This is a genomic window from Agromyces binzhouensis (genome assembly GCF_042672355.1).
GTDB classification, from domain to species: Bacteria; Actinomycetota; Actinomycetes; order Actinomycetales; family Microbacteriaceae; genus Agromyces; species Agromyces binzhouensis.
Genome location: NZ_JBHXVJ010000001.1, coordinates 20,559 through 42,247 on the forward strand (window position 1 = coordinate 20,559; position 21,689 = coordinate 42,247).

The following is a 21,689-nucleotide window of genomic DNA, read 5'->3' on the forward strand; positions in this document are numbered from 1 at the left end:
CCGATCCGGTCGGGAGCGGCGCTGGATCGCTTCCGCAGGTGCGGGTATCCTCACACTATGGTGACGCATTCGCGGGAAGAACGATGACGTCGTTCCGCATCAGCGAGGCAGCAGCCCTCCTCGGGGTGAGTGACGACACGGTCCGCCGGTGGGCCGACGCGGGTCGCCTCGAGCTCGAACGCGGCCCGAACGGCATCCGCATGGTCGCGGGGTCCGAACTCGTCCGGCTGCTCGGCGACGAACCCGACGGCGGCGCGCTCGCCCGGGCGTTCCCGCTCGCGCGCGCCTCGACGCGCAACCGCTTCGTCGGCCTCGTCACCGCCGTCGAGCGCGACGGCGTGATGGCCCAGGTGGAACTCCGCGCGGGACCGTTCCGGATCGTCTCCCTCATGAGCCGCGAGGCCGCCGACGAGCTCGGCCTCGAACCCGGCATGCTCGCCGCCGCGAGCGCGAAGGCCACCGTGGTCTCGATCGAGCTCCCGGGCGGGGTCGACGCGTGAGCCGAAGCGCCCGAGACGGCGGGCGGCGGATGCTCCGCTCCCGCGTCGCCGCGGTCGTGCTCGCCGGTGCGGGGCTCGCCGGGCTCGCGGCGTGCGCGGGCGGCACCGGCGGGTCCGCCGAGCGGGGCGGGTCGGCGGGCCAGTCGATCGTCGCGATCGAGTCGGGCACGATCACGGTGTTCGCGGCCGCGTCGCTCACCGAGGCGTTCGAGGAGCTCGCCGATCGGTTCGAGCAGCGGCATCCCGAGGTCGACGTCGTCCTGAACCTCGGCGGGAGCGCCGCGCTCGCGCAGCAGATCGTCGCGGGCGCCCCGGCCGACGTCTTCGCCGCCGCCGCCGAACCCCCCATGGCGAGGATCGTCGACGCGGAACTCGCCGACGGCGCGACGGTCTTCGCGACGAACACGCTCGGACTCGCCGTGCCGGCCGGCAACCCGGCCGGCATCACCGGCCTCGCCGACCTCGCCCGCGACGAGTTCCGGATCGCGCTGTGCGACGAGAGCGTCCCCTGCGGCGCCGCCGCCGCGTCGCTGCTCGACGACGAGGGGGTCGACGCGGCTCCCGACACGCTCGAGTCCGACGTGAGGGCCGTGCTCACGAAGGTCGCCCTCGGCGAGGTCGACGCGGGACTCGTCTACCTGACGGACATCCGCTCGGCCGGCGATGCGGTGGAGGGCATCGGGGTGCCGGCCGCGGCATCCGTCGTCAACCGCTACCCGATCGCCGACCTCGTCGACGCGCCGCATCCGGCAGCGGCAGCCGCGTTCCGGGACTTCGTCACCGGCCGGGACGGTCGCGACGTGCTCGAGCGGTTCGGGTTCGGCGCGCCGTGACCGCGCGGCAGGCGTCGCCGCGCGCGCCCGCACGGCGGGGCGTCGCCCGCTCCCACGGCGGCCTCGCGTGGCCGGTCGCCCTGCTCGCCGGCGTCGGACTGGCGGTGCTCGTGCTGCCCCTCGTCGCGCTCGTCGCCCGCGCCCCGTGGGGCGAGCTCGGGGATCTGCTCGCACGCGAGTCCGTGCTCGAGGCGCTCGTGCTCTCCCTCGGCACCGCGATCGCGGCGACGGGCGCGTGCCTGGTGCTCGGCGTGCCGCTCGCGGTCCTCCTCGCGCGCGCCGCATCGTGGCCGGCACCGGGACGACGCTTGCTCCGGGCGGCCGTGACCGTGCCGCTCGTCCTGCCGCCCGTCGTCGGAGGGATCGCCCTGCTGCTCCTCCTCGGCCGCCGCGGGGTGCTCGGTGGCGCCCTCGGCGACCTGTTCGGCATCACCGTGCCGTTCACGACCGGGGCGGTGGTGCTCGCGCAGGTCTTCGTCGCGCTGCCCTTCCTCGTGTTCGCGGTCGAGGGTGCGCTGCGCTCGGCCGATCGGCGCACCGAGCTCGCGGCGGCGACGCTCGGGGCGTCGCGCTGGCAGGTGTTCCGCCATGTCACGCTGCCGCTCGTCGCGCCCGGGGTCGCCGCGGGCGCCGTGCTCTGCTTCACGCGGGCGCTCGGCGAGTTCGGGGCGACGATCACCTTCGCCGGGTCCCTGCCCGGCGTCACCCGGACCCTGCCGATCGCGAGCTACCTCGCGATGCAGACCGATCCCGACGAGGCGATCGCGCTCGCGCTCCTGCTGCTCGCCGTGTCGGTCGGCGTGCTCCTGCTCCTCCGCGACCGCTGGCTGCCGGGGGTGCGCGGATGACGGCGGCGACGCCCGCGCACCGGCCGGGGCCGTCCGACGCGCGCCCGGCGTTGCACGCCGAGGTGACCGTCACGCGCGGCACGCATCGGGTCGAGGCGTCGTTCGAGGCGCTGCCGAGGCATCCGCTCGCCGTCATCGGGCCGAACGGCGCCGGCAAGTCGACCCTGCTCGCCGCGATCGCGGGCCTCGTGCCGATCGACGCGGGGCGCGTGCGGATCGGATCCCGCGACGTCGATCGCCTCCCGCCGGAACGACGGCGGATCGGCGTGCTGTTCCAGGACTACGTGCTGTTCCCGCACCTCACGGTGCGCGACAACATCGCGTTCGCCGCGCGCATGCGCGGGTCCCGGCACGCCGCCCGGGCCGCCGCCGAGCCGTGGCTCGAACGCTACGGCCTGACCGCGCTCGCCGAGCGGCTGCCCGGCGAACTGTCGGGCGGGCAGGCGCAGCGCGTCGCGCTCGCCAGGGCGCTGGCGGCCGAGCCCGAGGTGCTCCTGCTCGACGAGCCGATGTCGGCGCTCGACGTCGAGCTCAGGCACGACATGCGGGCCGAGCTCGCCGCGCACGTGCGCGAGTTCGGCGGCGCGACCGTGGTCGTGACGCACAGCCGGGCGGATGCCGCGACCCTCGCCGACCACGTGCTCGTACTCGAGTCGGGCCGCGTGACGCAGCGGGGCACGCTCGACGAGCTCGCCGCGGCACCCGCGACGCCGTACGTGCGGCGGATGCTCGCGCGCCCGGACGACGTGGACTGAGCGCTCAGTGCGGCGTGTCGAGGTGCACCGCGACGGCGTCGGCGTCGGCGACCTCGGGCCACGACCACACCGCGAACCGGAACTCCGCGACGGCGCAGGTGGGCATGTGCTCGATCTCACCTGACAGCCGGTAGGCGAGGTCGGACATGCCCGGGTCGTGCGCGACCACCATCGCGGTGCCGACCTCCTCGTCGAGCTCGGCGACGACGCCGAGGATCGTGTCGGGCCCGGCGCCGTAGAGGCGCTCGTCGAGCACGAGCACGTCGGCGGGCAGGGCGAGGGCGTCCGCCATCGCCTCGGCGGTGGTCCGTGCCCGCACGGCGGTGCTCGATCGGATCGCCTCGGGAACGACGCCGCGTTCGCGGAGCCTGACCGCCATCGCGGGGGCGTCGCGTCGACCGCGGTCGTTCAACGGCCGATCGTGGTCGGCGAGGGTCGGATCGCCCCACGCCGACTTCGCGTGACGCACGAGCACGAGGGTCTTCATGGGGCGAGTCTGCCACTGCGGGCGGGCCGCGTCGCGGGCGGGTCCGTGTCGGGCGGGCCGTCGTGCGGGGTCGGCGGGTCCGGACGCCCCGACGCGCGCTACTCCGACGCGGTCGCGGTGGGCTCCGCCGGCCCGGGCGCCATCCGACGCGCGACGCCCGCCGCGAACTCGAGCACGCAGAGCGCCGCGAGCCGCACGGTGCGCCCGTCGGCCGCGTCGGCGGTGGCATCGATCTCGACGAGGTCGGCGCTCCGCACGCGAGGGTCGGATGCCGCGGCGCGCACGAGCGCGCGGAGCTCCCACGCCGCGAGGCCGCCGGGCACCGACGCGGGGCACGCGGGCACGACGGCTCGATCGCACGCGTCGACGTCGACGTCGAGGTGCACCGGCCCGCCGGCCGCCCCGGCGATCTCGAGCGCCTCCGCCATCGCGAGGTGCGGGAGGCGGTGGTGCAGTTCGTCGCGGTGGATGACGGTGATCCCGAGGTCGGCCGCGCGCCGCGCGTAGGCGGCGGAGTTGGCGAAGTCCTGGATGCCGATCTGCACGATGCGGCTCGGGTCCAGTCCGGCCTCGACGAGGCGGCGCACGGGCGACCCGTTGGAGACGCCGTCTCGGAGGTCGTAGTGCGCGTCGATCGTGACCAGCCCGGCCGTGCCCAGGTCGGCGCCCCAGGCCCCCAGCGCGGTCGCGAACGTCACCGAGTTGTCGCCGCCGAGTGCGACGAGCGCCTCGGACCGCGCGAGCACTTGGGTGACACGAGACCGCGTGCGCGCCTCGCCCGCCTCGCCGTCGGGCTCGTGGATGTCGCCCGCGTCGACGAGGTCCAGCTCGCCGAGGTCCGCGCCGCCCGCGAGCGGCGAGTCGAACGGGTCGCGGGAGCGGTCGGGGACGAGCGCCGGGCTGTACCGCCGCAGCGCCTCGCGGATCGCGGCGGGCGTCGCGTGCGCGGCCGTCGGCGACAGCGAGGTGCGCCACGCGGGAACGCCGAGGATCGCGAGCGCCGCCCGGACGCCCTCGGGCGACTCGTCGAACGCCGGCCAGTCCCCCGCGCGCGGCCAGAGCGGATCGTGCGAGAGTGCGGCGGACTCGGTCATGGTGCCGACGGTAGCAACGACGGATGCCGCGGGCCCACGCCTCAGCGCGGCCGCGTGTCTGCGATCCCGGACGGCCGGACTGCGACGCCTGCCGCGCCGCGCGCCCGGCGACGCGCGATCATCCGGATGGCGAGCTTGCGGAGTTCCTCCACCCAGAGCACCGACGACGCCATCGCCACGCAGACGGCCCAGTGCATGGCATCCAGCGCCGTCGTGCCGAAGGCGACCTGCAGGGGCGCCCACGAGACGACCGCGACCTGGAGGACGACGGCGAGCGCGACCGCACCCCACAGCCAGCGGTTCGCGAAGACGCCGCGGAACGCGCTCGAGGTCGCCGACCGCGCCGTGAACGCGGTGAACAGCCCGGCGAACACCAGCGTCGTGAACCCTGCGGTGCGCGCCGTCTCGAACGTGTCGGTTCCGCCCGGGATCAGCCCGCCCGGCAGGAACGCGTCCATCGTGAGCAGCGTCGCGACCGCGATGACGACGCCCGTGGTCGCGATGCCGACCCACATGCCGAGGTCGATCGCGCGATCGTGCAGGCCGCGCGGCGGCCTCGCCATGACGTCGTCGACCTCGGGGTCCACGCCCATCGCGAGCGCGGGACCGGAGTCGGTGACGAGGTTGATCCAGAGGATCTGGGTCGCGAGCAGCGGCAGCACGACCGCCTCGTCGGAGGCGCCCGCGAACCCGAGCGCCCCGGCGAACACGACGCCGAGGAACACCGTGAGCACCTCGCCCATGTTGGAGTACAGCAGGTAGCGCAGGAACTTCCGGATGTTGTCGAAGATCACCCGGCCCTCGCGCACCGCGTGGACGATCGTCGCGAAGTCGTCGTCGGCGAGGATCATCTTCGCCGCCTCCTTCGTGACCTCGGTGCCCGTGACGCCCATCGCGATCCCGATGTCCGCGGACTTCAGCGCGGGTGCGTCGTTCACGCCGTCGCCGGTCATCGCGACGACGAGCCCCTCGGCCTGCAGGGCGTCGACGATGCGGAGCTTGTGCTGGGGCGCGACGCGCGCGAACACCGACACCGTCCGCACGGCGTCGCGCAGCTGCCGTTCGTCCATGCCGTCGAGGCGCGCACCGGGGAGGGCGATGCCGTCCTCGTCGATGATGCCGAGGTCGCGCGCGATGCGCGCCGCCGTGGCCGGGTGGTCCCCCGTGATCATGACGACGCGGATGCCGGCGGCGCGCGCCTCCGCGATCGCGGGTCGCACCTCGGGCCGCGGCGGGTCGATGATGCCCACGACCCCCGCGTAGACGAGGTCCTCCTCGGCGGCCTCGTCGAGCCCCGCGGCATCCGCCTGCGCGTCGTCGCCGGCGAGTTCGGGCGCAGGCCGGTACGCGACCGCGAGCGTGCGGAACGCCTCCTCCGACAGCGCCTCGATCTCCGCGAGCGCGTGGGCGCGGCGCACCGCGTCGAGCGGCACGACCTCGTCGCCGACCCGCAGGCGCGTGCAGTGGCGGAGCAGCACGTCCGGTGCGCCCTTGCTGAGCACGACGACGTCCCCGCCCTCGTGCCGGTGCGCGGTCGACATCATCTTGCGCTCGGAGCTGAAGGGCACCTCGCCGACGCGCCCGTACCGGGCCGCCTCCTCCGTGGTGCCGGCGATCTTCCGCGCGGCGACGAGGAACGCCGCCTCGGTCGGGTCGCCCTCGATCTCCCAGGTGCCGTCGCGCTCGGCCAGCTGGGCGTCGTTCGCGAGCGAACCGGCGCGGAGCACGAGCTGGGCCTCGGCGCGCAGCGGCCCCTCGGCGAGCGGTCGCCCCTTCGAGGTGGCCGCCCCCACGGGCGCGTAACCGACGCCGCCGAGGTCGACGACGCCCGAGGCCGTGACGATCCGCTGGATCGTCATCTGGTTGGTCGTCAGCGTTCCCGTCTTGTCGGTGCAGATGACGGATGCCGACCCGAGCGTCTCCACGCTCGAGAGCTGCTTGACGACGGCGTTCCTGCGCGCCATCCGCTGCACGCCGAGCGCGAGCACGAGCGACATGATCGCCGGGAGCCCCTCGGGCACGGCCGCGACCGCGAGCGAGACGCCGAGCAGCAGCACGGTCACGAACCCGGCCGGCGTGTCGACGCCCTGGACGATGGTCACGGTGAGCATCACGACGATCGCGATGGCGACGACGATGCGACCGAGCATGCGCCCGAGGTGCGCGACCTCGACCTGCAGCGGGGTGGGCTCCTCGACGGTCTCGTCGAGCATCGTCGCGATCGCGCCCATCTCGGTCGCCATGCCCGTCCCGGTCACGATCGCGCGCCCCGTGCCGCGGCTGACCGCGGTGCCCGCGAACACCATGTCGTGCCGGTCGCCGAGCGGCACGCGCCCCTCGAGCGTCGACGGGTCCTTCTCGACGGGCTCGCTCTCGCCGGTGAGGGATGCCTCGGCCACGCGCAGCGCGTTCGCGCGCACGAGTCGCGCATCCGCGCCGACCCGGTCGCCCTCGGCGAGCGCGAGCACGTCGCCGGGCACGAGGGCGTCGCTCGCCACGGTCCGGAGCTCGCCGTCCCGGAGGACCGTCGAGTGCGCCCTGGTCATCACGGCGAGCGCGGCGACCGCCCGCTCCGCGCGGGACTCCTGCACCAGCCCGAGCACGGCGTTCAGCACGATGATGGCGAGGATCACGACCGCGTCGATCGGCCAGCCGTGCGCCCCCTCGATGAGCCATGCGGCGACCGAGACGACGACCGCCGCGAACAGGAGCAGGATGAGCGGGTCCGCGAGCTGGGCGACGACCCGGCGCCAGAACGGCACCCGGCGTGCGGGCCTCAGCTCGTTCGGGCCGTGCGTCCGGAGCCGCTCCCCCGCCTCGGCCGCGGCGAGCCCGACGTCGGGGTCGACGCCGAGGCGACCGGCGACCTCGGCCGGGTTCTCGCAGGCGGGGTCGAAGTCGCGGGGGGTCGCCATGGATCCATGGTGTGCACGCCCGCCGACGGCATGCAACGGCCGAACGACCCCCGCTGCGCGACGGCGCGCGGCGGCGGCCGACGGCGTAGGCTCGCGGCATGGAAGACGAGTCCATCGCCGTGCTCGTGACCGGATCGGAACGCCGGCTGCTCGAGCCCGAGACCCGACGGGACCCCGCGGCCCTCGAGGACCTGCTCCACGAGTCGTTCCGCGAGATCGGACGCAGCGGACGCCTGTGGACGCGCGACGAGCTCATCGACGTCATGACCGGGCCCGACGCGGTCGACGTGCAGTCGGCGGTCGTGACCGGAGAGCACGTCGAGCTCGTCGGACCCGACCTCGCCCTCCTGACGTACACGCTCGACGCCGACGGCATGCGGAGCCGCCGCAGCTCGCTCTGGCGGCTCACGGGCGGCCGGCCGAGGATGCTGTTCCACCAGGGGACGCCACTCGGCCCGCACGTCGGCTGACCGCGCAGCGTCGCCGCACCGGCGTCAGCGTGCCGGCGTCAGCGTGCCGGCGCCGCGGGCACGGCGAGGGCGAGGAGATGGTTCACGTCGGTGAGGATCGCGTCGTGGAGCACCGAGGAGAGCTCCGGCCGACGTGCGGCACCGCTCAGGACGCCGACGACCCACCCGGCTCCGGCGGCGCGGCCCGCCTCGAGCATCGCGATGGAGTCCCCCGCGACGAGCACCTGGCGCACGTCCAGCGTGCCGACGAGTTCCATCGCGTGGTGCACGGCGAACGGCGCGGGCGGGGCGGCCGCCACGTCGTCGACGGCCACGACGGCGTCGACCGCTCCCGGCGCGCGGAGGTCGCCCGACACCGACCAGCCGAGGCGCGCGAGCGCGTCGACCGCGACGCCGTGCGGTCCCTCGCACACCAGCACGACGCGCACGCCCCGGCGGCGCAGCTCGGCGAGCGTCGACTCGACGCCCCTGACGGGCACCGGCGGCGCCGCGGCATCCGTCGACCGCCGGACCACCGCACCCTCGAAGGCCAGCACGGCGAGGGTGATCATCGATCCGCCTCGGCGGGGTGCGATCGCGTGAGCGGCGTGCGACGGTCGACCTCGTTCTCGATCGTGAAGGTCGCGAGCTCGGGCCGGTACCGGTCGTCGGCGTAGGCGAGCGGCCGCCGCGCCGAGTCGAACGTGATGCGGCGCTCGCGGAGGAGCGGGCTGCCGGCGTCGACCTCCAGGAGCTCGGAGTCGAGGGGGTTGGCGGCGACCGCGTCGATCGTGTGGCGCGCGCGTCGCAGGTCGACCCCCCGCGACACCAGGTGCGCGTGCAACGAGCCCCGGTCGCAGTCGAGGTCGTCGAGCAGCGCGCCGATCTCGGGCGGGAACGAGCTGCGCTCGACCATCGTCGGCACGCCGTCGAGCAGTCGGACGCGAACCACCTGGGTCACCGTCGCGCCCTCGTCGAGCCCGAGGAAGCCCGCGACGGTCGACGGAGCCGGCCGGGCGCCCGCCTCGAGAGTCCGCTGCCCCGGCTCGCGCCCGATCGCGCGCGCCCACTCGGTGAACGAGGTGAACGTCGAGAACGGCTGCGTCGGAACGACGCGACCGACGAGCGGGGGTCGCCCCCTGCCCCCGACGACGTATCCCTCCTCGCGCAGCACTGCGAGCGCCCGGCGCACCGGGCCGCGGCTCGTGCCGAACTCGCGGCACAGCGCCGCCTCGCTCGGCAGTCGCATGCCCGCGGTCCAGTCGCCGCGTCCGATGCGCTCGCGCAGGGTGTCGTGCACCCGCTCGTGGAGCGGCAGCTCGGTGGACATGCCTCGACCGTACGGAGTCGGCGCATGCCACGGGGTGGGCACGATGCGACAGGACGGTGAAGCTTCGGTGAACCGCGGGCGACGCGCTCGGACGACGCCTCGCGCCGCCGACCGCGACGCGGCTCAGCGCACGTCGGGCGTCAGCTCCCTCGCCCTCCGGAGCACCCGGACGAAGGCCTCGAGGTCGAGTCGATCGAGCCTCGGAACCGCGATCGCGGCGGACCCGACCTTCACGCGCCCGAGCTCGGACGCGTGTCGCTGCACCAGGTGGGCGCCCTCCTCAGCGGCGTTCACGTAGATGCTCAGGTGCTTCGCCTGGTCGGCGAGCCCGACGAGGAACCAGTCGACCGCTCCCCCCTTCGGACGGGACTGGGTGATCGCGCCGTAGCCGATGATCGCCTGCTCGGTGCCGCCCCAGAAGACGCCCTCCCAGAGCGCGCGTTCGAGCCCGGCGAACTCGGCAGCGATGATGCGGTCGAGCGCTCGCAGGTCGTCGGCCCGCTCGCCACGCTGCGCCGCCAGGAGTTCGTCGACGTCGCGATCGGTGCGTTCCATGCCTCGATCCTGCCACCCGCCGCGGACGCGCCGGCGGCGTGGGCGTCACCTGCTCGGCCCGACGGCCAGAGCCTCGATCGCGGCCAGACGCTGGTTCCGGTTCCCGGTGATCTCGACGACTTCCGGACGTTCGCCGACGACGTCCGGGTCGTCGATGAGATCGAGGAGGGCGTCGTTCATCGCGTCTCGGAGCGCCAGGTGCTCGTCAGCACCGGCGGCGATCCCATCCATCGTCGTGAGCGGCAGGACGACCAGGAGGTCGACGTGCTGGAGCGCCTCTCGGGTGATCGATTCCGATCGCTTCAGGAGATCGCGTGAGACGGACGTGCCTGCGAGCTCGTCCAGGGCGTGCAGGTATGCGAGGAAGTCGATGGGGCCGCGCTCGGCGATGAACTGCTCGGCGGACTCGTCCGGGTGGAGCCGGGACGCGGAGAGGCGAAGCTGCGTGGCGAACAGGCCGGCGTTCGGGTCGTCCCACGCCTCGTCCACGAGCTCGAACGGATCGGGCAGCACCGCGAACTCCGGGTGGCGAACGGAGAAGTCGGAGATGAGCGTGCTCTTCCCGCTCGCGTGGGTCCCGGAGACGACGATCCGCATGTCGCGACTCTAGGACGTGGAGTGATTCGGCCGCGCACGCGAGCGGTGCAGGTGGATCTCGTGGGCGCAGTGCTGGGCCCGCCCGGGCACGTCGGCCGGGTCCTCAACCCGACCAGGGCAGGGGCAGCGCCTCGACCGATGCGCCCGCCGCGACGCCGCCCGGCGGGACGACGAGCACGACGTCGGCCACGGCGAGGCCGCGAAGCATCCCCGAACCGACGTGCGAGACCGGGGCCGCCTCCCCGCCGACGAGGGTCGCGGGCACGAGGCCGGTGGAATGCGCTCGGCCGGGCAGCGCGCGTGCCGCGGCGACCGTGCGCGGGGCGGCCCCGATCCCGGTCCACGCGGCGAGGAGCGGCGCGCCGAGCGCGACCAGGCCGAGCATCGCGGCGAGGGGGTTGCCCGGCAGGCCGAGCACGAGGCGACCGCCGGCGCCGGGAAGGCGGGCGAGCAACGTCGGCCCGCCCGGCCGCGTCGCGAGGCCGGGCACCACGAGGTCGGCGCCGTCGGCGGCGAGCGCGGTGCGGACGTGGTCGGCGCTCGAGCGGCCCGTGCCGCCGGTGGTCACGACGAGGTCGACGTCGTCGGCCGCGAGGGCGACCCGTGTCGCCGGCTCGTCGTCGCCGACGCGGTGGATCGCGACGACCTCGGCGCCGAGCGCGCGCAGGGCGGCCGGAACGGCCACGCCGAAGCTGTCGCGCACCTCCCCGGACGCGGGCACGCCGGACTCGACGACCTCGTCGCCCGTGAGGATCAGGGCCACGCGCGGCCGGCGACGCACGGCGAGGTCGTCGGCGCCGGTCGCAGCGGCGAGCGCGATGCGCGGCGGCGTCAGGACCGCGCCGGCATCGAGCAGGCGATCGCCGATCGCCGCCTCGACGCCCGCCGGACGGATGTGCCGCCGCCCCTCGACGTCGTGACGACCGGTCTCGCCGACGGGTTCGAGGATGCCGCCGTCGACCCGCCCCGCCTCGACCCGCAGCACGGCCTCGGCGCCGGGCGGCACCGGCGCGCCCGTCACGATCACGACGGCCTCGCCTGCCCCGAGCTCCGCCGGAGACGCGGCCGGCCGCAGCCGCCACGGCGCCCGGCCGCACACCGCCCAGCCGTCCATCGCCGCCGAGGCGAAGTGCGGCAGGGGGATGGCGGTGACGAGCGGTTCGGCGAGCACGCGACCGAGCGCCTCCGCGAGCGGCACGCGCTCGGTGGTCGGCGCGGGCGCGGCCGAGCGCGCGAGCGCGCGCGCCTCGCTGAACGCGACGGGCCTGCTCACGATCCGGCGAGCCGGCGTGCCCGCTCCAGCGCGTCGGCCGCGGCGGCATCCGGATCGGCACCTGCGGCCGCAGCGAGGCCCGCGGCGTAGCCCGCGAGGTACGTCGTCACAGGGGCGGCGGGCCGGACCACCGCGTGCGCGGCCACGCCGGCGACGCCGAGCACGAGGTCGAGGTCGAGCGGGGCACCGGTGATGTCGAGCTCGGCACGCACGCGGTCGGCCCAGTCGGACAGCACCCGGTGCAGGTCGTCCTGTTCGCTCATGTCGATGCTCCTTCCGTCGTGGGGCCCGGCGCGGCGCCGGTCGCGCTGCGCGACCCGAGATGCGCGTCACCGGCCCCGCCTGCTGTCGCGCCGACGGCCCGTGCGTCGGCCCACGTGTCCACGTCCATCGTGGCGCGTCCGGGCAGTCGGACGTCGGCCAGGCGCAACGCGGCGACCAATCGGCGCATCGACGCACCCTCGAGCCGGCCCGCCCCGGCGATCGCCGCGTCGAGCGCGCGACGGCGGACGACGCTCGTCAGGTACTGGGCCCGCCCGTCGTCATCGACGCCCTGCACGCCGTCGACCCGTTCGGCGTCGGACCCTGCCAGCGCCGCGAGGAGCGGCCCGATCGCCTCGTCGGCGAACGGCTGGTCGCCCGCGAGCAGCAGCACCGCGTCGTCCTCGGCCTCGGCCTCGGAGCGGGGCGGCAGCGCGGCCACGCCCGCCGCCACCGCGGCCGCGGGACCGGAGAACGCGGGCTCCTCCCGCACGACGACCACGTCGGGCGGCAGCCGCGAGGCCCCGACCTCGCCGACCACGACCCGCCGCCGCGCGACGCCGGCGGCGGACACCACGCGCTCGAGCAGCGTCCGCCCCTCGACGCGCAGGTCGCCCTTGGCGATGCCGCCGAGCCGCTCGGCACGCCCGCCCATGAGGATCACCGCATCGACCACGACCACGCGTTCACTGTAGATCGCCCGGTCCGGGTCGGGGCGTGATAGGCAGGGGGCATGGGCAGGATCACCGCGAGGACGCGGGTCACACGGGTCACCGTCGGCGGCGCGACATCCCGGCGGGAGGACCACCTCGCGGTCGAGGAGCCGCTCGAGATCCGGGTCGGCGGGCGCCGACTCGCGGTCACCATGCGCACGCCGGGGCACGACGTCGACCTCGCCACCGGCTTCCTCGTCTCCGAAGGGGTCGTCTCGCGAGGCGACCAGGTCGCCGCCGCCATCCACTGCGGCGCACCCGGCGAGAACACCTACAACGTGCTCGACGTCGGCCTCGCGGCCGGCGTGCCGGCACCGGATGCCTCGACGGAGCGGAACTTCACGGTGACCAGCTCCTGCGGCGTGTGCGGCAAGGCGAGCATCGACGCCGTGCGGACGCGGTCGGCCTACGACGCCGGCGGCGACGCCTTCCGGCTCGACCCGGCCCGGCTCGCGGGCTTCCCCGACCGGATGCGCGCCGGGCAGGCGGTCTTCGAGCGCACCGGGGGCCTGCACGCGGCGGCACTCTTCGACGGCCGGACGGGCGAGCTCCTCGTGCTGCGCGAGGACGTGGGCCGCCACAACGCCGTCGACAAGGTCGTCGGCTGGGCCGCACGCGAGGGCCTGCTGCCGCTCCGCGGCACGGTCCTGCAGGTCTCGGGTCGCGCGAGCTTCGAGCTCGCCCAGAAGGCGACGATGGCCGGCATCCCCGTGCTCGCGGCCGTGTCGGCGCCGTCGTCGCTCGCGGTCGAGCACGCGGCGGCGGCCGGCCTGACCCTCATCGGGTTCCTGCGCGGCGAGTCGATGGTCGTCTACGCCGGCGGCGAGCGCATCGAGGAGCCGATCGGCGCGGCGGTGCGCGGCACGGCGACCGAGGCGGTGGCGGGCTGATGGACGAGCGGACGCCGGAGTCGTACCCCGACCTCGAGGTCGGGCACCCGAAGGAATGGGCCGTCGGCGTCCCGGGGATCCTGCACTCGATCGAGCCCGCGCTCGCCGGCATGGGCCTCTCGCGCACCGCGCGGCTCGCCCTCGCCATCAACCAGAAGGACGGCTTCGACTGCATGAGCTGTGCGTGGCCCGACCCCGGCCACCGCAACCGGCTCGAGTTCTGCGAGAACGGCATGAAGGCGACGACGTGGGAGGCCACGCCGATCACCGTGCCCCGCGAGTTCTGGGCCGAGCACTCGCTCACGAACCTCGCCGACCGGGGCGAGTACTGGCTCGGTCGACAGGGCCGGCTCACCGAGCCCGTGCACAAGCCCGCCGGCTCCGATCACTACGAGCCGATCTCGTGGGACGACGCGTTCCGCATCATCGCGGAGCGGCTGAACGCGCTCGAGTCCCCCGACCGGGCCGCGTTCTACACGAGCGGTCGCACCGCGAACGAGACCGCGTTCCTCTACCAGCTCTTCGTCCGGGCGTTCGGCACGAACAACCTCCCCGACTGCTCGAACATGTGCCACGAGTCGACCGGCACGGCCCTGCTCTCCACGATCGGCATCGGCAAGTCGACCGTGCACTACGACGACTTCGCGAAGGCAGACCTCGTCATCGTCATGGGCCAGAACCCGGGCACGAACCATCCGCGCATGCTCACGGCCCTCGAGGAGACCAAGCGGGCGGGCGGGCGGGTCGTGAGCGTCAACGTGCTCCCCGAGGCCGGGCTCATCCGGTACAAGAACCCGCAGCGGGTGCGCGGCATCCTCGGGAAGGGCACGGCGATCGCCGACCGGTTCCTGCAGATCCGCTCCGGCGGCGACATGGCCCTGCTGCAGGCCGTCTCCCGGCGCGTGCTCGACGCCGAGGAGGCCGCGCCCGGCACGGTGCTCGACCACGACTTCCTCGACCGGCACACGGTTGGGCTGGAGGCCTTCCGTGCGCACCTCGCCGACCTCGACGAGGCGGCCGTGCTCGCCGCGACCGCGCTGCGCGCCGACGAGATCGACGCGCTCGCGGCCGACTACCTCGCCGCCGATCGCGTCATCATCACCTGGGCGATGGGCCTCACGCAGCAGCGGAAGGCGGTCCCCACGATCCGGGAGATCGTGAACCTGCTGCTGCTCCGCGGCAACATCGGGAAGCCGGGCGCCGGGGCCTCCCCGATCCGCGGGCACAGCAACGTGCAGGGGGACCGCACGATGGGCATCTGGGAGAAGATGCCCGAGCGGTTCCTCGCGGCGCTCGAGGACGAGTTCCGCTTCCCCGTGCCGCGGAGGGAGGGCGCCGACTCGCTGCAGACGGTGCGGGGCCTGCAGCGCGGCGACATCGAGGTGTTCGTCGCGATGGGCGGCAACTTCGTCGGCGCGATCTCCGACACGGATGCCGCGGAGCGGGCCATGCGCGGGGCGAAGCTGACGGTGCAGGTCTCGACCAAGCTCAACCGCTCCCACGTCGTCACGGGCGAGGAGGCGATCATCCTGCCGACCCTCGGCCGCACCGAGGTCGACCTCCAGGACGGCCGGCCGCAGTTCGTCTCCGTCGAGGACAGCGTGTGCGCGGTGCACGCGAGCCACGGCGCGATCCCGCCCGTCGCCGAGGGCCTGCTCTCCGAGGTCGCGATCGTGTGCCGGCTCGCCGAGTCGACGCTCGGCGACCGCCACGGCATCCCGTGGCGCGAGTTCGCACGCGACTACGACCTGATCCGCGATCGGATCGCACGCGTCGTGCCCGGGTTCGAGTCCTTCAACGACGACGTGCGGCGGAAGGGCGGGTTCGTCCTGCCGAACGGCCCGCGCGACGAGCGGCGCTTCGACACCCCCACGGGCCGGGCGGTGATCACCGTCAACGAGCTCGAGCACCTCGAACGGCCCGAGGGTCGGCTGATCCTGCAGACCCTGCGCTCGCACGACCAGTTCAACACGACCATCTACAGCCTGAACGACCGCTACCGCGGCATCCGGAAGGGCCGCGACGTGGTGTTCGTGCACCCCGACGACCTCGCCGAACTCGGCATCGCCGACGGGCAGCGCGTCGACGTCGTGAGCGAGTGGCCGGGCGAGCCCGACCGGCGCATGCCGAACCAGCGCGTGGTCGCGTACCCGACGGCGCGCGGCTGCGCGGCCGCGTACTACCCGGAGGCCAACGTGCTGGTCCCGTTGGCGAGCGCTGCCGAGGAGAGCAACACCCCGGTCTCGAAGGCGGTCATCGTGCGACTCGAGCCGGTGGCGGCGGGAGCCGGAGCGGACGTCAGCTGACGGGCTTCCGGCCGGGGCCGGCGTCCCCGTCCGGGTCGTCCGGTGCGCCGTCGTCGCCGTCGGTGTCGTCGGTGCCGTCGGTGCCGGAGCCGTCGGCGCCGCCGGTGTCGTCGGTGTCGCCCACCGTCGCGTCACCCGCGTCGGCGTCCCCGTGCCCGGAGGCATCGGCGGCGTCGGCGTTCCCGTCCGGACGCTCCTCGGCGACGGGCGGGGCCTGCCCCGCCATCGCCATCGCCGGGGCCGGGGCCGGCTCTGCCGCCTGTTTCGCCGCGCGCCGCTCGCGCCGCCGCTCGCGCCCGCCCTCGACGAGGTCGTACAGCGACGGCAGGACGAGGAGCGTCAGCACGGTGGACGACAGGAGGCCGCCGATCACGACGAGCGCCAGCGGCTGCGAGATGAACCCGCCGCTGCCGGTGATGCCGAGCGCGAGCGGCAGCAGCGCGAAGATCGTCGCGAGCGCCGTCATGAGGATCGGACGGAGTCGCCTCGACGCGCCGTGCAGCAGCGCGTCGCGCACGGTCATCCCCCGGTCGCGGTACTGGTTGACGAGGTCGATGAGCACGATCGCGTTCGTGACCACGATCCCGACGAGCATGAGCACGCCGACGAGCGACGCGACGCCGAGCGGGATGCCCGTCACGACCTGCAGGAGGATCGCGCCCGTCGCCGCGAACGGCACCGACACGAGCAGGAGCAGCGGCTGCAGCAGGGAGCGGAACGTGGCGACCATCACCACGTAGACGATGAGGATGGCGGCGAGCAGCGCGAGCCCGAGCTGCGAGAACGACTCCTGCTGGTCGGCCGTGACACCGCCGAGCGAGGCCGACGTGCCCTCGGGGAGGTCCACCGCGGCCACGGCGCCCTGCACGTCGGCGCTCGCGGTGCCGAGGTCGTCGCCCGCGGGCGTGGCCGCGACGGTCGCGCTGCGCAGGCCCTGCACGGTGGTGACGGACGACGGCCCCTCGACCTGCTCGACGGTCGCGAGATCGTCGAGTCGGACCGGGCCGGTCGGCGTGGGCACCTCGAGCGCCCGGAGGCCGTCGAGTGTGGTCGGCGGCTCGTCCGACGCGAGGTAGATCGTGAGGGTCTGCTCGTCGATGACGATCGACCCGGCGGACTGCGGCTGCATGGCGGCCGACACGACGGTGCCCAGCGCGACCTCGGAGTAGCCGGCCTCGGCGGCCGCGGCGCGGTCGACCTCGATCGCGATGTACGGCTGCGACGCCTCGAGGTTCGACGTGACCTGCGTCAGCGAGTCGAGCCCCGCCAGCTCGCCGACCACCGCGTCGGTCGCCGCCTGCAGGTCGGCCTCGTTCGCGGCCGTGATGTCGACCTCGATGTCGCTCGAGGCGCCGAAGCCGCTCTGCGCGGCGAGGGTGATCTCGCCGACGTCCTCGAGGTCGCCGAGTTCGGCCCTGACCTCCTCCTGGAGGGCGAGCTGGTCGGCGTCCTCGTCGGTCGTGACGTTGTAGGCGACGGTGGTGCCGCCGCCGCCGAACGCGGCGAGCGCGCCGCCGCCGGTCGAAGTGCCGATGGAGGCCTGCACGGTCTCGACGCCCTCGACGCCGCGGATGGCCTCCTCGACCGGCTCGGACGCCGCCGCCATGTACTCCAGGCTCGAGCCGACGGGCAGCTCCTGCGTGACCCGGAACGTGTTCTGCCCGCTGTCGCCGAGGAAGTTCGTCTTCATGAACGGTGCGAGCGCGACCGTGCCGCCGAGGATGAGCACGGCGACGACGATGGTCACCGCGGAATGCCGCAGCGTCCACGAGAGGATCGGCAGGAAGCCCTTCTGCAGCCGCGACGGGTGCTCCAGCTCGTCCTGCGGCGGCACGTTCGCCCGGGGGGCCTCGGGCGCGGCGACCGCGGCGGGAGCGGCCGTCGCGGTGGTGCCGGCCGACGCCCGGCCGAGCCCCGTCGCGCCGTCGGCGTCGCGCAGTTCGGGCGCGAGCCAGACGTCGTCGCTGGGGAGCGAGGACGTCGCGGCGACCGGAGCGGCGGGCGCGCTCGGCGCGGGAGCGACACGCACCTCGTCGACGAACGCGGCCTCGGCCGCGGCATCCGCCTCGGTCTGGCCCTTGCGCGGCTTCGCGGGCTTCAGGAACCAGTACGCCAGCACGGGGACGATCGTGAGCGAGACGAGGAGGGAGGCGAGCAGCGCGATCGTCACGGTCAACGAGAACGGCCGGAACAGCTCGCCCGTGACGCCCTCGACGAGCGCGATCGGGAGGAACACCGCGACCGTCGTGATCGTCGACGCCGTGATGGCGCCGGCGACCTCGCGGACGGCGTGCACGATCGTCGACGCCTTGTCGACGCCCGCGACGAGGTGCCGCTTGATGTTCTCGATGACGACGATCGAGTCGTCGACGACGCGTCCGACCGAGATCGTGAGCGCGCCCAGGGTGAGGATGTTGAGCGTGTAGTCGGCGGCCTGCAGCCCGATGAACGTGATGAGCACCGACGTCGGGATCGAGATCGCGGTCACGAGCGTCGCCCGCACCGACATCAGGAACACGAGGATCACGAGCACGGCGAAGACGAGGCCGAGCAGGCCCTCGACCGCGAGCGACTCGATCGAGTGCTCGATGTAGGGCGCCTGGTCGAAGACCACGGTGAACTCGGTGCCCGGGTTGGTCGTGTCGAGCGAGGCCTGCAGGTCGGGGAGGGCCGCGGCGACCGCGTTGGAGACCTCGACCGTGTTCGCCGAGGGGAGCTTGGTGACGGAGATCGCGAGGGCGGGCTCGCCGTTCACTCGCGAGATGCTCGTCTCCGGGTTCTCGGTGAGCTCGACGGATGACACGTCGCCGATCGTGAGCGCGACGGGCACGGCGACCGTGGCGGTCGTGCCATCGGTTCCGGGGATCACGGTCGTACCGTCGGGCGCTCCCGTGCCGTCGGTGCCGGGCTCCGTGCCGTCCGTTCCGGTGCCCGTGCCGTCGGGCGGCGTGCCGTCGGGCACCGTCCCGTCTGGCACCGTCCCGTCGGACACCGGCTGCTGCTCGGTCGCGCCCACGAGGGGCAGCGCGCTCACGTCGTCGACGCTGCCGAGACGCGTGCCCGCCTGCACGGCGAAGGTCGAGTCGCCCTCGGTGATCTGGCCGGCGGGGAGCAGCACGCCGTTCTGCTGGAGGGCGTCGCGGATCGCCTGGGTCGTGAGCCCGTACCGTGCGAGCTCCGCCACGTCGGGGGTGATCACGACGCGCTGTCCCCGGTCGCCGACCAGGGTGGCGTCGCGGACCCCGTCGATGTCGCGCAGTTCGGGCAGCGTCGTCCTGGTGATCTCGTCGGAGAGCGTCGTGGGGTCGTCGGCCCCGGTCACCGCGACCGCCAGCACCGGCAGGTCGTCGAAGCTGAACGCGATGACCTGCGGGTCGACGTCGTCGGGGAGCGTCGGTGCGATGCGGTTCACCGACGAGAGCAGCTTCTGCTCGGCGAACGCGAGGTCGGTGCCGAACGTGAAGCTCGCCACGACGCGCGAGACGCCCGTCGAACTCGTGGTCGACGTGGACTCGAGCCCGGTGATGCCCTGGATCGCGGTCTCGATCGGGGTCGAGACGTCCGCGTTGACGATGTCGGGCGACGCACCCGGGTAGGCCGTGATGATCGACAGCTGCGGCAGCTGGATCGACGGCGCCAGCTCCTGCTTGAGCCCGTTCAGCGCGATGCCGCCGAAGATCGCGACGACGACGGTGACGAGCGCGATGAGCGCTCGGTTGCGCATGCTGAGCTTCGCGAGGAGGGACATGGGTTCGATTCTCGCAGCGGACGGCGGCGTCCGGATAACGGGAAGCTGGGAGACCGGCGCGTGTGTTCTGGACCCGCGTCCCCCGTTCGGGGTAGGGTCCGATCCACGACGCCTTTCCGAGACGCCATGGGGGTGCGGATGCGAACGGCCGCGGTGGACCGCACGTTCCCGCTGACGCGCGCGCTCCTGCTCGGCACCGGCCTCGCCGCCGCCTGGGTCGTCGTGAGCCTCGTCGCCTCACCATCGAGCGCATCGGCCGACGAACGGCCCGACGGCCTGCTCGGGGCCGTCGGCTCGGTCGTCGGCGTGGTCGACGACACGGTCGACGGGGTCGTCGCGCAGGTCGTCGACCCGATGCCGGAGCCGGTGCCCGACCCGGTCGCGACGACCGTCGACGCCGTGACAGGTGCCGCGCCCGCGCCGGTCGCTCCCGTCGTCGAGCAGGTGGCCGAGCCGATCGACGCGCTGGTGCCCGCCGCCGCCGGAGTGGTCGACGCCGTCGACGACACCGTTGCGGAGGTCGTCGACGGCACCGCCTCGGTGGTCTCCGACGTCGCGAGCGACCGACCGGTCGGCACGATCACGACCCCGGTCGTCGACACGCTCGACGGCGTCGTCGGGGCACTGCCGATCGTCGGCTCCGTCCTCGACGACGACACGCTGAGCGGCGTGCTCGGGCCGGTCGTCGGCGTGGTCGACGACACCCTCGACGTGGTGGTCGGCGACCTCGGGCCGCTGCCCGACGACGGCCTGCTGCCGTCGCTGCCGGTTCCGGGTGATCCCGGCGACCCCGTCGTGGTGGTCCCGCCCGGTGCTCCCGGTGATGCGACGGCGACGGATGCCACGGCCGGGCGGGCCGCGATCGATTCCGGGGCGACATCCGCCGTGCCTCCGGGCGACGCCGTCACCGCGGCATCGATCGCCGCCCTCGACGCCGGGCCGCCGGGTGCCTCACCGGGCACGCTCGCGCCCGCGAACCCGCCCCGCGGCGCCGAGGCACCGCTCGGCTCGGGCGCGCCCGGGTCCGGCAGCAGCGCCTCCGGCTCCGGTTCGGGAACCGCCTCCGGTTCCGACGCCGGACTCGGCGCCATCGAACTCGACGCGCTCGCGTCGCTGGTGCTCTCCGCGGTCGACGACGAACTGCCGTCGTCGCCCGTCCACGACACCGACACCACCCCTGACTGACGGGTGCCGTCCCGCCTGCCCGCAGGCGGACACGGTCGCCGCTCGCCGTCCGCGAGCGGATCCACACCCAAACAGTCAGGAGCATTCACCATGCACACGTACGTCTCGAGGGCGCTCACCGCGACCCTCTTCACCGGGGGGCTCATGCTCCTCGGCGCCGGCGTGGCCCACGCCACCGAGTCGACCGGGGAGGACGGCATCCTGTCGGGCACCCAGGTCGGGATCTCGATCGACCTGCCCGTCACCATCGGCGGCAACGCGCTGTCGGTGATCGGCGACGCCGAGTCGACGGATTCCACGACCGAGGTCGTGACGGATGACGCGGCCTCCGCGGAGCCCGTCGCAGTGACCTCGGGCGATGACGGCATCGGCTCGGGGAGCCAGGCCGTCGTCGACGTGTCGGCACCCGTCACCATCGGCGGCAACGCCGTCTCGGTGATCGGCGACTCCCACTCGGAGGACGCCACCACCGAGGTCACGACCGGCACCGGCTCGGGAACGGAAGCCTGGACCACCGGCGAGGACTCGATCCTCGGCGGCACCCAGGCACTCGTCGGGCTGGACGCACCGATCACGATCGGCGGCAACGCCGTCTCGGTGATCGGCGACTCCCACTCGGAGGGCTCGACGACGGTCGTGACGCCCGGCGGCCCGACGGACCCGATCGCCCCGACCGACCCCGTGGACCCGGTCGACCCGACGGAGCCGACGACGCCGGGCTCGCCCGGTGACGGCGGCGACTCGGGCAGCGCGGGCTCGGGCGGTTCGGGCACGACGGTCGCTGCGATGGGCACGGCGTCCATCGCGACCGGCTCCGGATCGCTCGCCTCGACCGGGCTCGACGCCGGGTTCTGGGAGCGGCTGGCGCTCTTCCTCCTGCTGACGGGCGGCCTGCTCGTCGGCGCACGGCGGTTCGCAGCGCGCCGCTGATGGGTGACGGCCCGGCGCCG

General features: G+C 74.4%; 20 protein-coding genes. 9 read left to right on the forward strand and 11 right to left on the reverse strand.

Annotation, left to right across the window (positions count from 1 at the left end):
- The first annotated feature begins 83 nt into the window (after positions 1-83).
- The 4 genes from ACFVHK_RS00130 to ACFVHK_RS00145 are packed head-to-tail and all read left to right on the forward strand — an operon-like array spanning position 84 to position 2,936.
- Positions 84-500, forward strand: coding sequence for a TOBE domain-containing protein (locus ACFVHK_RS00130; RefSeq protein ID WP_376927044.1), 417 nt, complete (start codon positions 84-86; stop codon positions 498-500).
- Positions 497-1,333 (forward strand): molybdate ABC transporter substrate-binding protein, encoded by an 837-nt coding sequence (gene modA, locus ACFVHK_RS00135; RefSeq protein ID WP_376927045.1) that lies wholly within the window; start codon positions 497-499, stop codon positions 1,331-1,333. Before ACFVHK_RS00130 ends, modA begins: the two co-directional genes overlap by 4 nt.
- Positions 1,330-2,181, forward strand: a complete 852-nt coding sequence (locus ACFVHK_RS00140) for an ABC transporter permease (protein WP_376927046.1) — start codon at positions 1,330-1,332, stop codon at positions 2,179-2,181. The genes modA and ACFVHK_RS00140 overlap by 4 nt, the downstream gene beginning before the upstream one ends.
- Complete coding sequence (locus tag ACFVHK_RS00145) at positions 2,178-2,936, forward strand: ABC transporter ATP-binding protein (RefSeq protein ID WP_376927047.1); 759 nt, start codon at positions 2,178-2,180, stop codon at positions 2,934-2,936. Before ACFVHK_RS00140 ends, ACFVHK_RS00145 begins: the two co-directional genes overlap by 4 nt.
- 4 nt (positions 2,937-2,940) lie before the next feature.
- Here the strand turns inward: ACFVHK_RS00145 and ACFVHK_RS00150 are convergent, their stop codons facing one another.
- From ACFVHK_RS00150 to ACFVHK_RS00160, 3 genes are all read right to left on the reverse strand, one after another.
- Positions 2,941-3,423 carry a SixA phosphatase family protein gene (locus tag ACFVHK_RS00150; RefSeq protein WP_129236031.1) on the reverse strand — a complete coding sequence of 161 codons (483 nt, stop codon included), beginning with the start codon at positions 3,421-3,423 and terminating at the stop codon, positions 2,941-2,943.
- Between the two features lie 98 nt (positions 3,424-3,521).
- Entirely contained in the window at positions 3,522-4,517 is a 996-nt protein-coding gene (locus ACFVHK_RS00155) for an arginase family protein (protein WP_376927048.1), read from the reverse strand.
- A gap of 41 nt (positions 4,518-4,558) precedes the next feature.
- The gene (locus ACFVHK_RS00160) at positions 4,559-7,432 is read right to left on the reverse strand and encodes a cation-translocating P-type ATPase (RefSeq protein WP_376927049.1); all 2,874 of its coding nucleotides are present in this window, start codon (positions 7,430-7,432) and stop codon (positions 4,559-4,561) included.
- A 98-nt stretch (positions 7,433-7,530) separates the two neighbouring features.
- Between ACFVHK_RS00160 and ACFVHK_RS00165 the strand changes: the two genes are divergently transcribed.
- Positions 7,531-7,902: a nuclear transport factor 2 family protein gene (locus ACFVHK_RS00165; protein WP_376927050.1), complete on the forward strand. Its 372-nt coding sequence runs from the start codon at positions 7,531-7,533 to the stop codon at positions 7,900-7,902.
- 38 nt (positions 7,903-7,940) lie between these two features.
- Here ACFVHK_RS00165 and ACFVHK_RS00170 read toward each other — a convergent pair whose 3' ends face one another.
- The 7 genes from ACFVHK_RS00170 to mobA all read right to left on the reverse strand — a co-directional run bounded on the left by ACFVHK_RS00170 (position 7,941) and on the right by mobA (position 12,579).
- On the reverse strand, positions 7,941-8,453 hold the full coding sequence (locus tag ACFVHK_RS00170) for an HAD family hydrolase (RefSeq protein WP_376927051.1): 513 nt from the start codon (positions 8,451-8,453) through the stop codon (positions 7,941-7,943).
- Complete coding sequence (locus ACFVHK_RS00175; RefSeq protein WP_129235778.1) at positions 8,450-9,211, reverse strand: GntR family transcriptional regulator; 762 nt, start codon at positions 9,209-9,211, stop codon at positions 8,450-8,452. The genes ACFVHK_RS00170 and ACFVHK_RS00175 overlap by 4 nt, the downstream gene beginning before the upstream one ends.
- Positions 9,212-9,334: 123 nt before the next feature.
- Positions 9,335-9,766 carry a hypothetical protein gene (locus ACFVHK_RS00180; RefSeq protein WP_376927052.1) on the reverse strand — a complete coding sequence of 144 codons (432 nt, stop codon included), beginning with the start codon at positions 9,764-9,766 and terminating at the stop codon, positions 9,335-9,337.
- Between the two features lie 45 nt (positions 9,767-9,811).
- Positions 9,812-10,363, reverse strand: coding sequence for a hypothetical protein (locus ACFVHK_RS00185; RefSeq protein WP_376927053.1), 552 nt, complete (start codon positions 10,361-10,363; stop codon positions 9,812-9,814).
- Positions 10,364-10,466: 103 nt separating this feature from the next.
- Positions 10,467-11,636, reverse strand: a complete 1,170-nt coding sequence (locus ACFVHK_RS00190; RefSeq protein WP_376927054.1) for a molybdopterin molybdotransferase MoeA — start codon at positions 11,634-11,636, stop codon at positions 10,467-10,469.
- A complete protein-coding gene (locus ACFVHK_RS00195) occupies positions 11,633-11,899 on the reverse strand; it encodes a DUF6457 domain-containing protein (protein WP_376927055.1) in 267 nt (88 codons plus the stop codon). Before ACFVHK_RS00195 ends, ACFVHK_RS00190 begins: the two co-directional genes overlap by 4 nt.
- Positions 11,896-12,579, reverse strand: a complete 684-nt coding sequence (gene mobA / locus ACFVHK_RS00200; protein ID WP_376927056.1) for a molybdenum cofactor guanylyltransferase — start codon at positions 12,577-12,579, stop codon at positions 11,896-11,898. Before mobA ends, ACFVHK_RS00195 begins: the two co-directional genes overlap by 4 nt.
- A gap of 51 nt (positions 12,580-12,630) precedes the next feature.
- Here mobA and fdhD point away from each other — a divergent pair, with 51 nt between their 5' ends.
- Together fdhD and ACFVHK_RS00210 are read left to right on the forward strand one after the other, a co-directional pair.
- The gene (gene fdhD / locus ACFVHK_RS00205; RefSeq protein ID WP_376927057.1) at positions 12,631-13,500 is read left to right on the forward strand and encodes a formate dehydrogenase accessory sulfurtransferase FdhD; all 870 of its coding nucleotides are present in this window, start codon (positions 12,631-12,633) and stop codon (positions 13,498-13,500) included.
- Positions 13,500-15,806 (forward strand): FdhF/YdeP family oxidoreductase, encoded by a 2,307-nt coding sequence (locus ACFVHK_RS00210; protein ID WP_376927058.1) that lies wholly within the window; start codon positions 13,500-13,502, stop codon positions 15,804-15,806. The genes fdhD and ACFVHK_RS00210 overlap by 1 nt, the downstream gene beginning before the upstream one ends.
- Here the strand turns inward: ACFVHK_RS00210 and ACFVHK_RS00215 are convergent.
- Entirely contained in the window at positions 15,799-19,554 is a 3,756-nt protein-coding gene (locus ACFVHK_RS00215) for an efflux RND transporter permease subunit (RefSeq protein WP_376927059.1), read from the reverse strand. The genes ACFVHK_RS00210 and ACFVHK_RS00215 overlap by 8 nt on opposite strands.
- A gap of 138 nt (positions 19,555-19,692) precedes the next feature.
- Between ACFVHK_RS00215 and ACFVHK_RS00220 the strand changes: the two genes are divergently transcribed.
- Positions 19,693-20,739 carry a hypothetical protein gene (locus ACFVHK_RS00220; protein ID WP_376927060.1) on the forward strand — a complete coding sequence of 349 codons (1,047 nt, stop codon included), beginning with the start codon at positions 19,693-19,695 and terminating at the stop codon, positions 20,737-20,739.
- 90 nt (positions 20,740-20,829) lie between these two features.
- Positions 20,830-21,669 (forward strand): chaplin family protein, encoded by an 840-nt coding sequence (locus tag ACFVHK_RS00225; RefSeq protein WP_376927061.1) that lies wholly within the window; start codon positions 20,830-20,832, stop codon positions 21,667-21,669.
- The last annotated feature ends 20 nt before the right edge of the window (positions 21,670-21,689 follow it).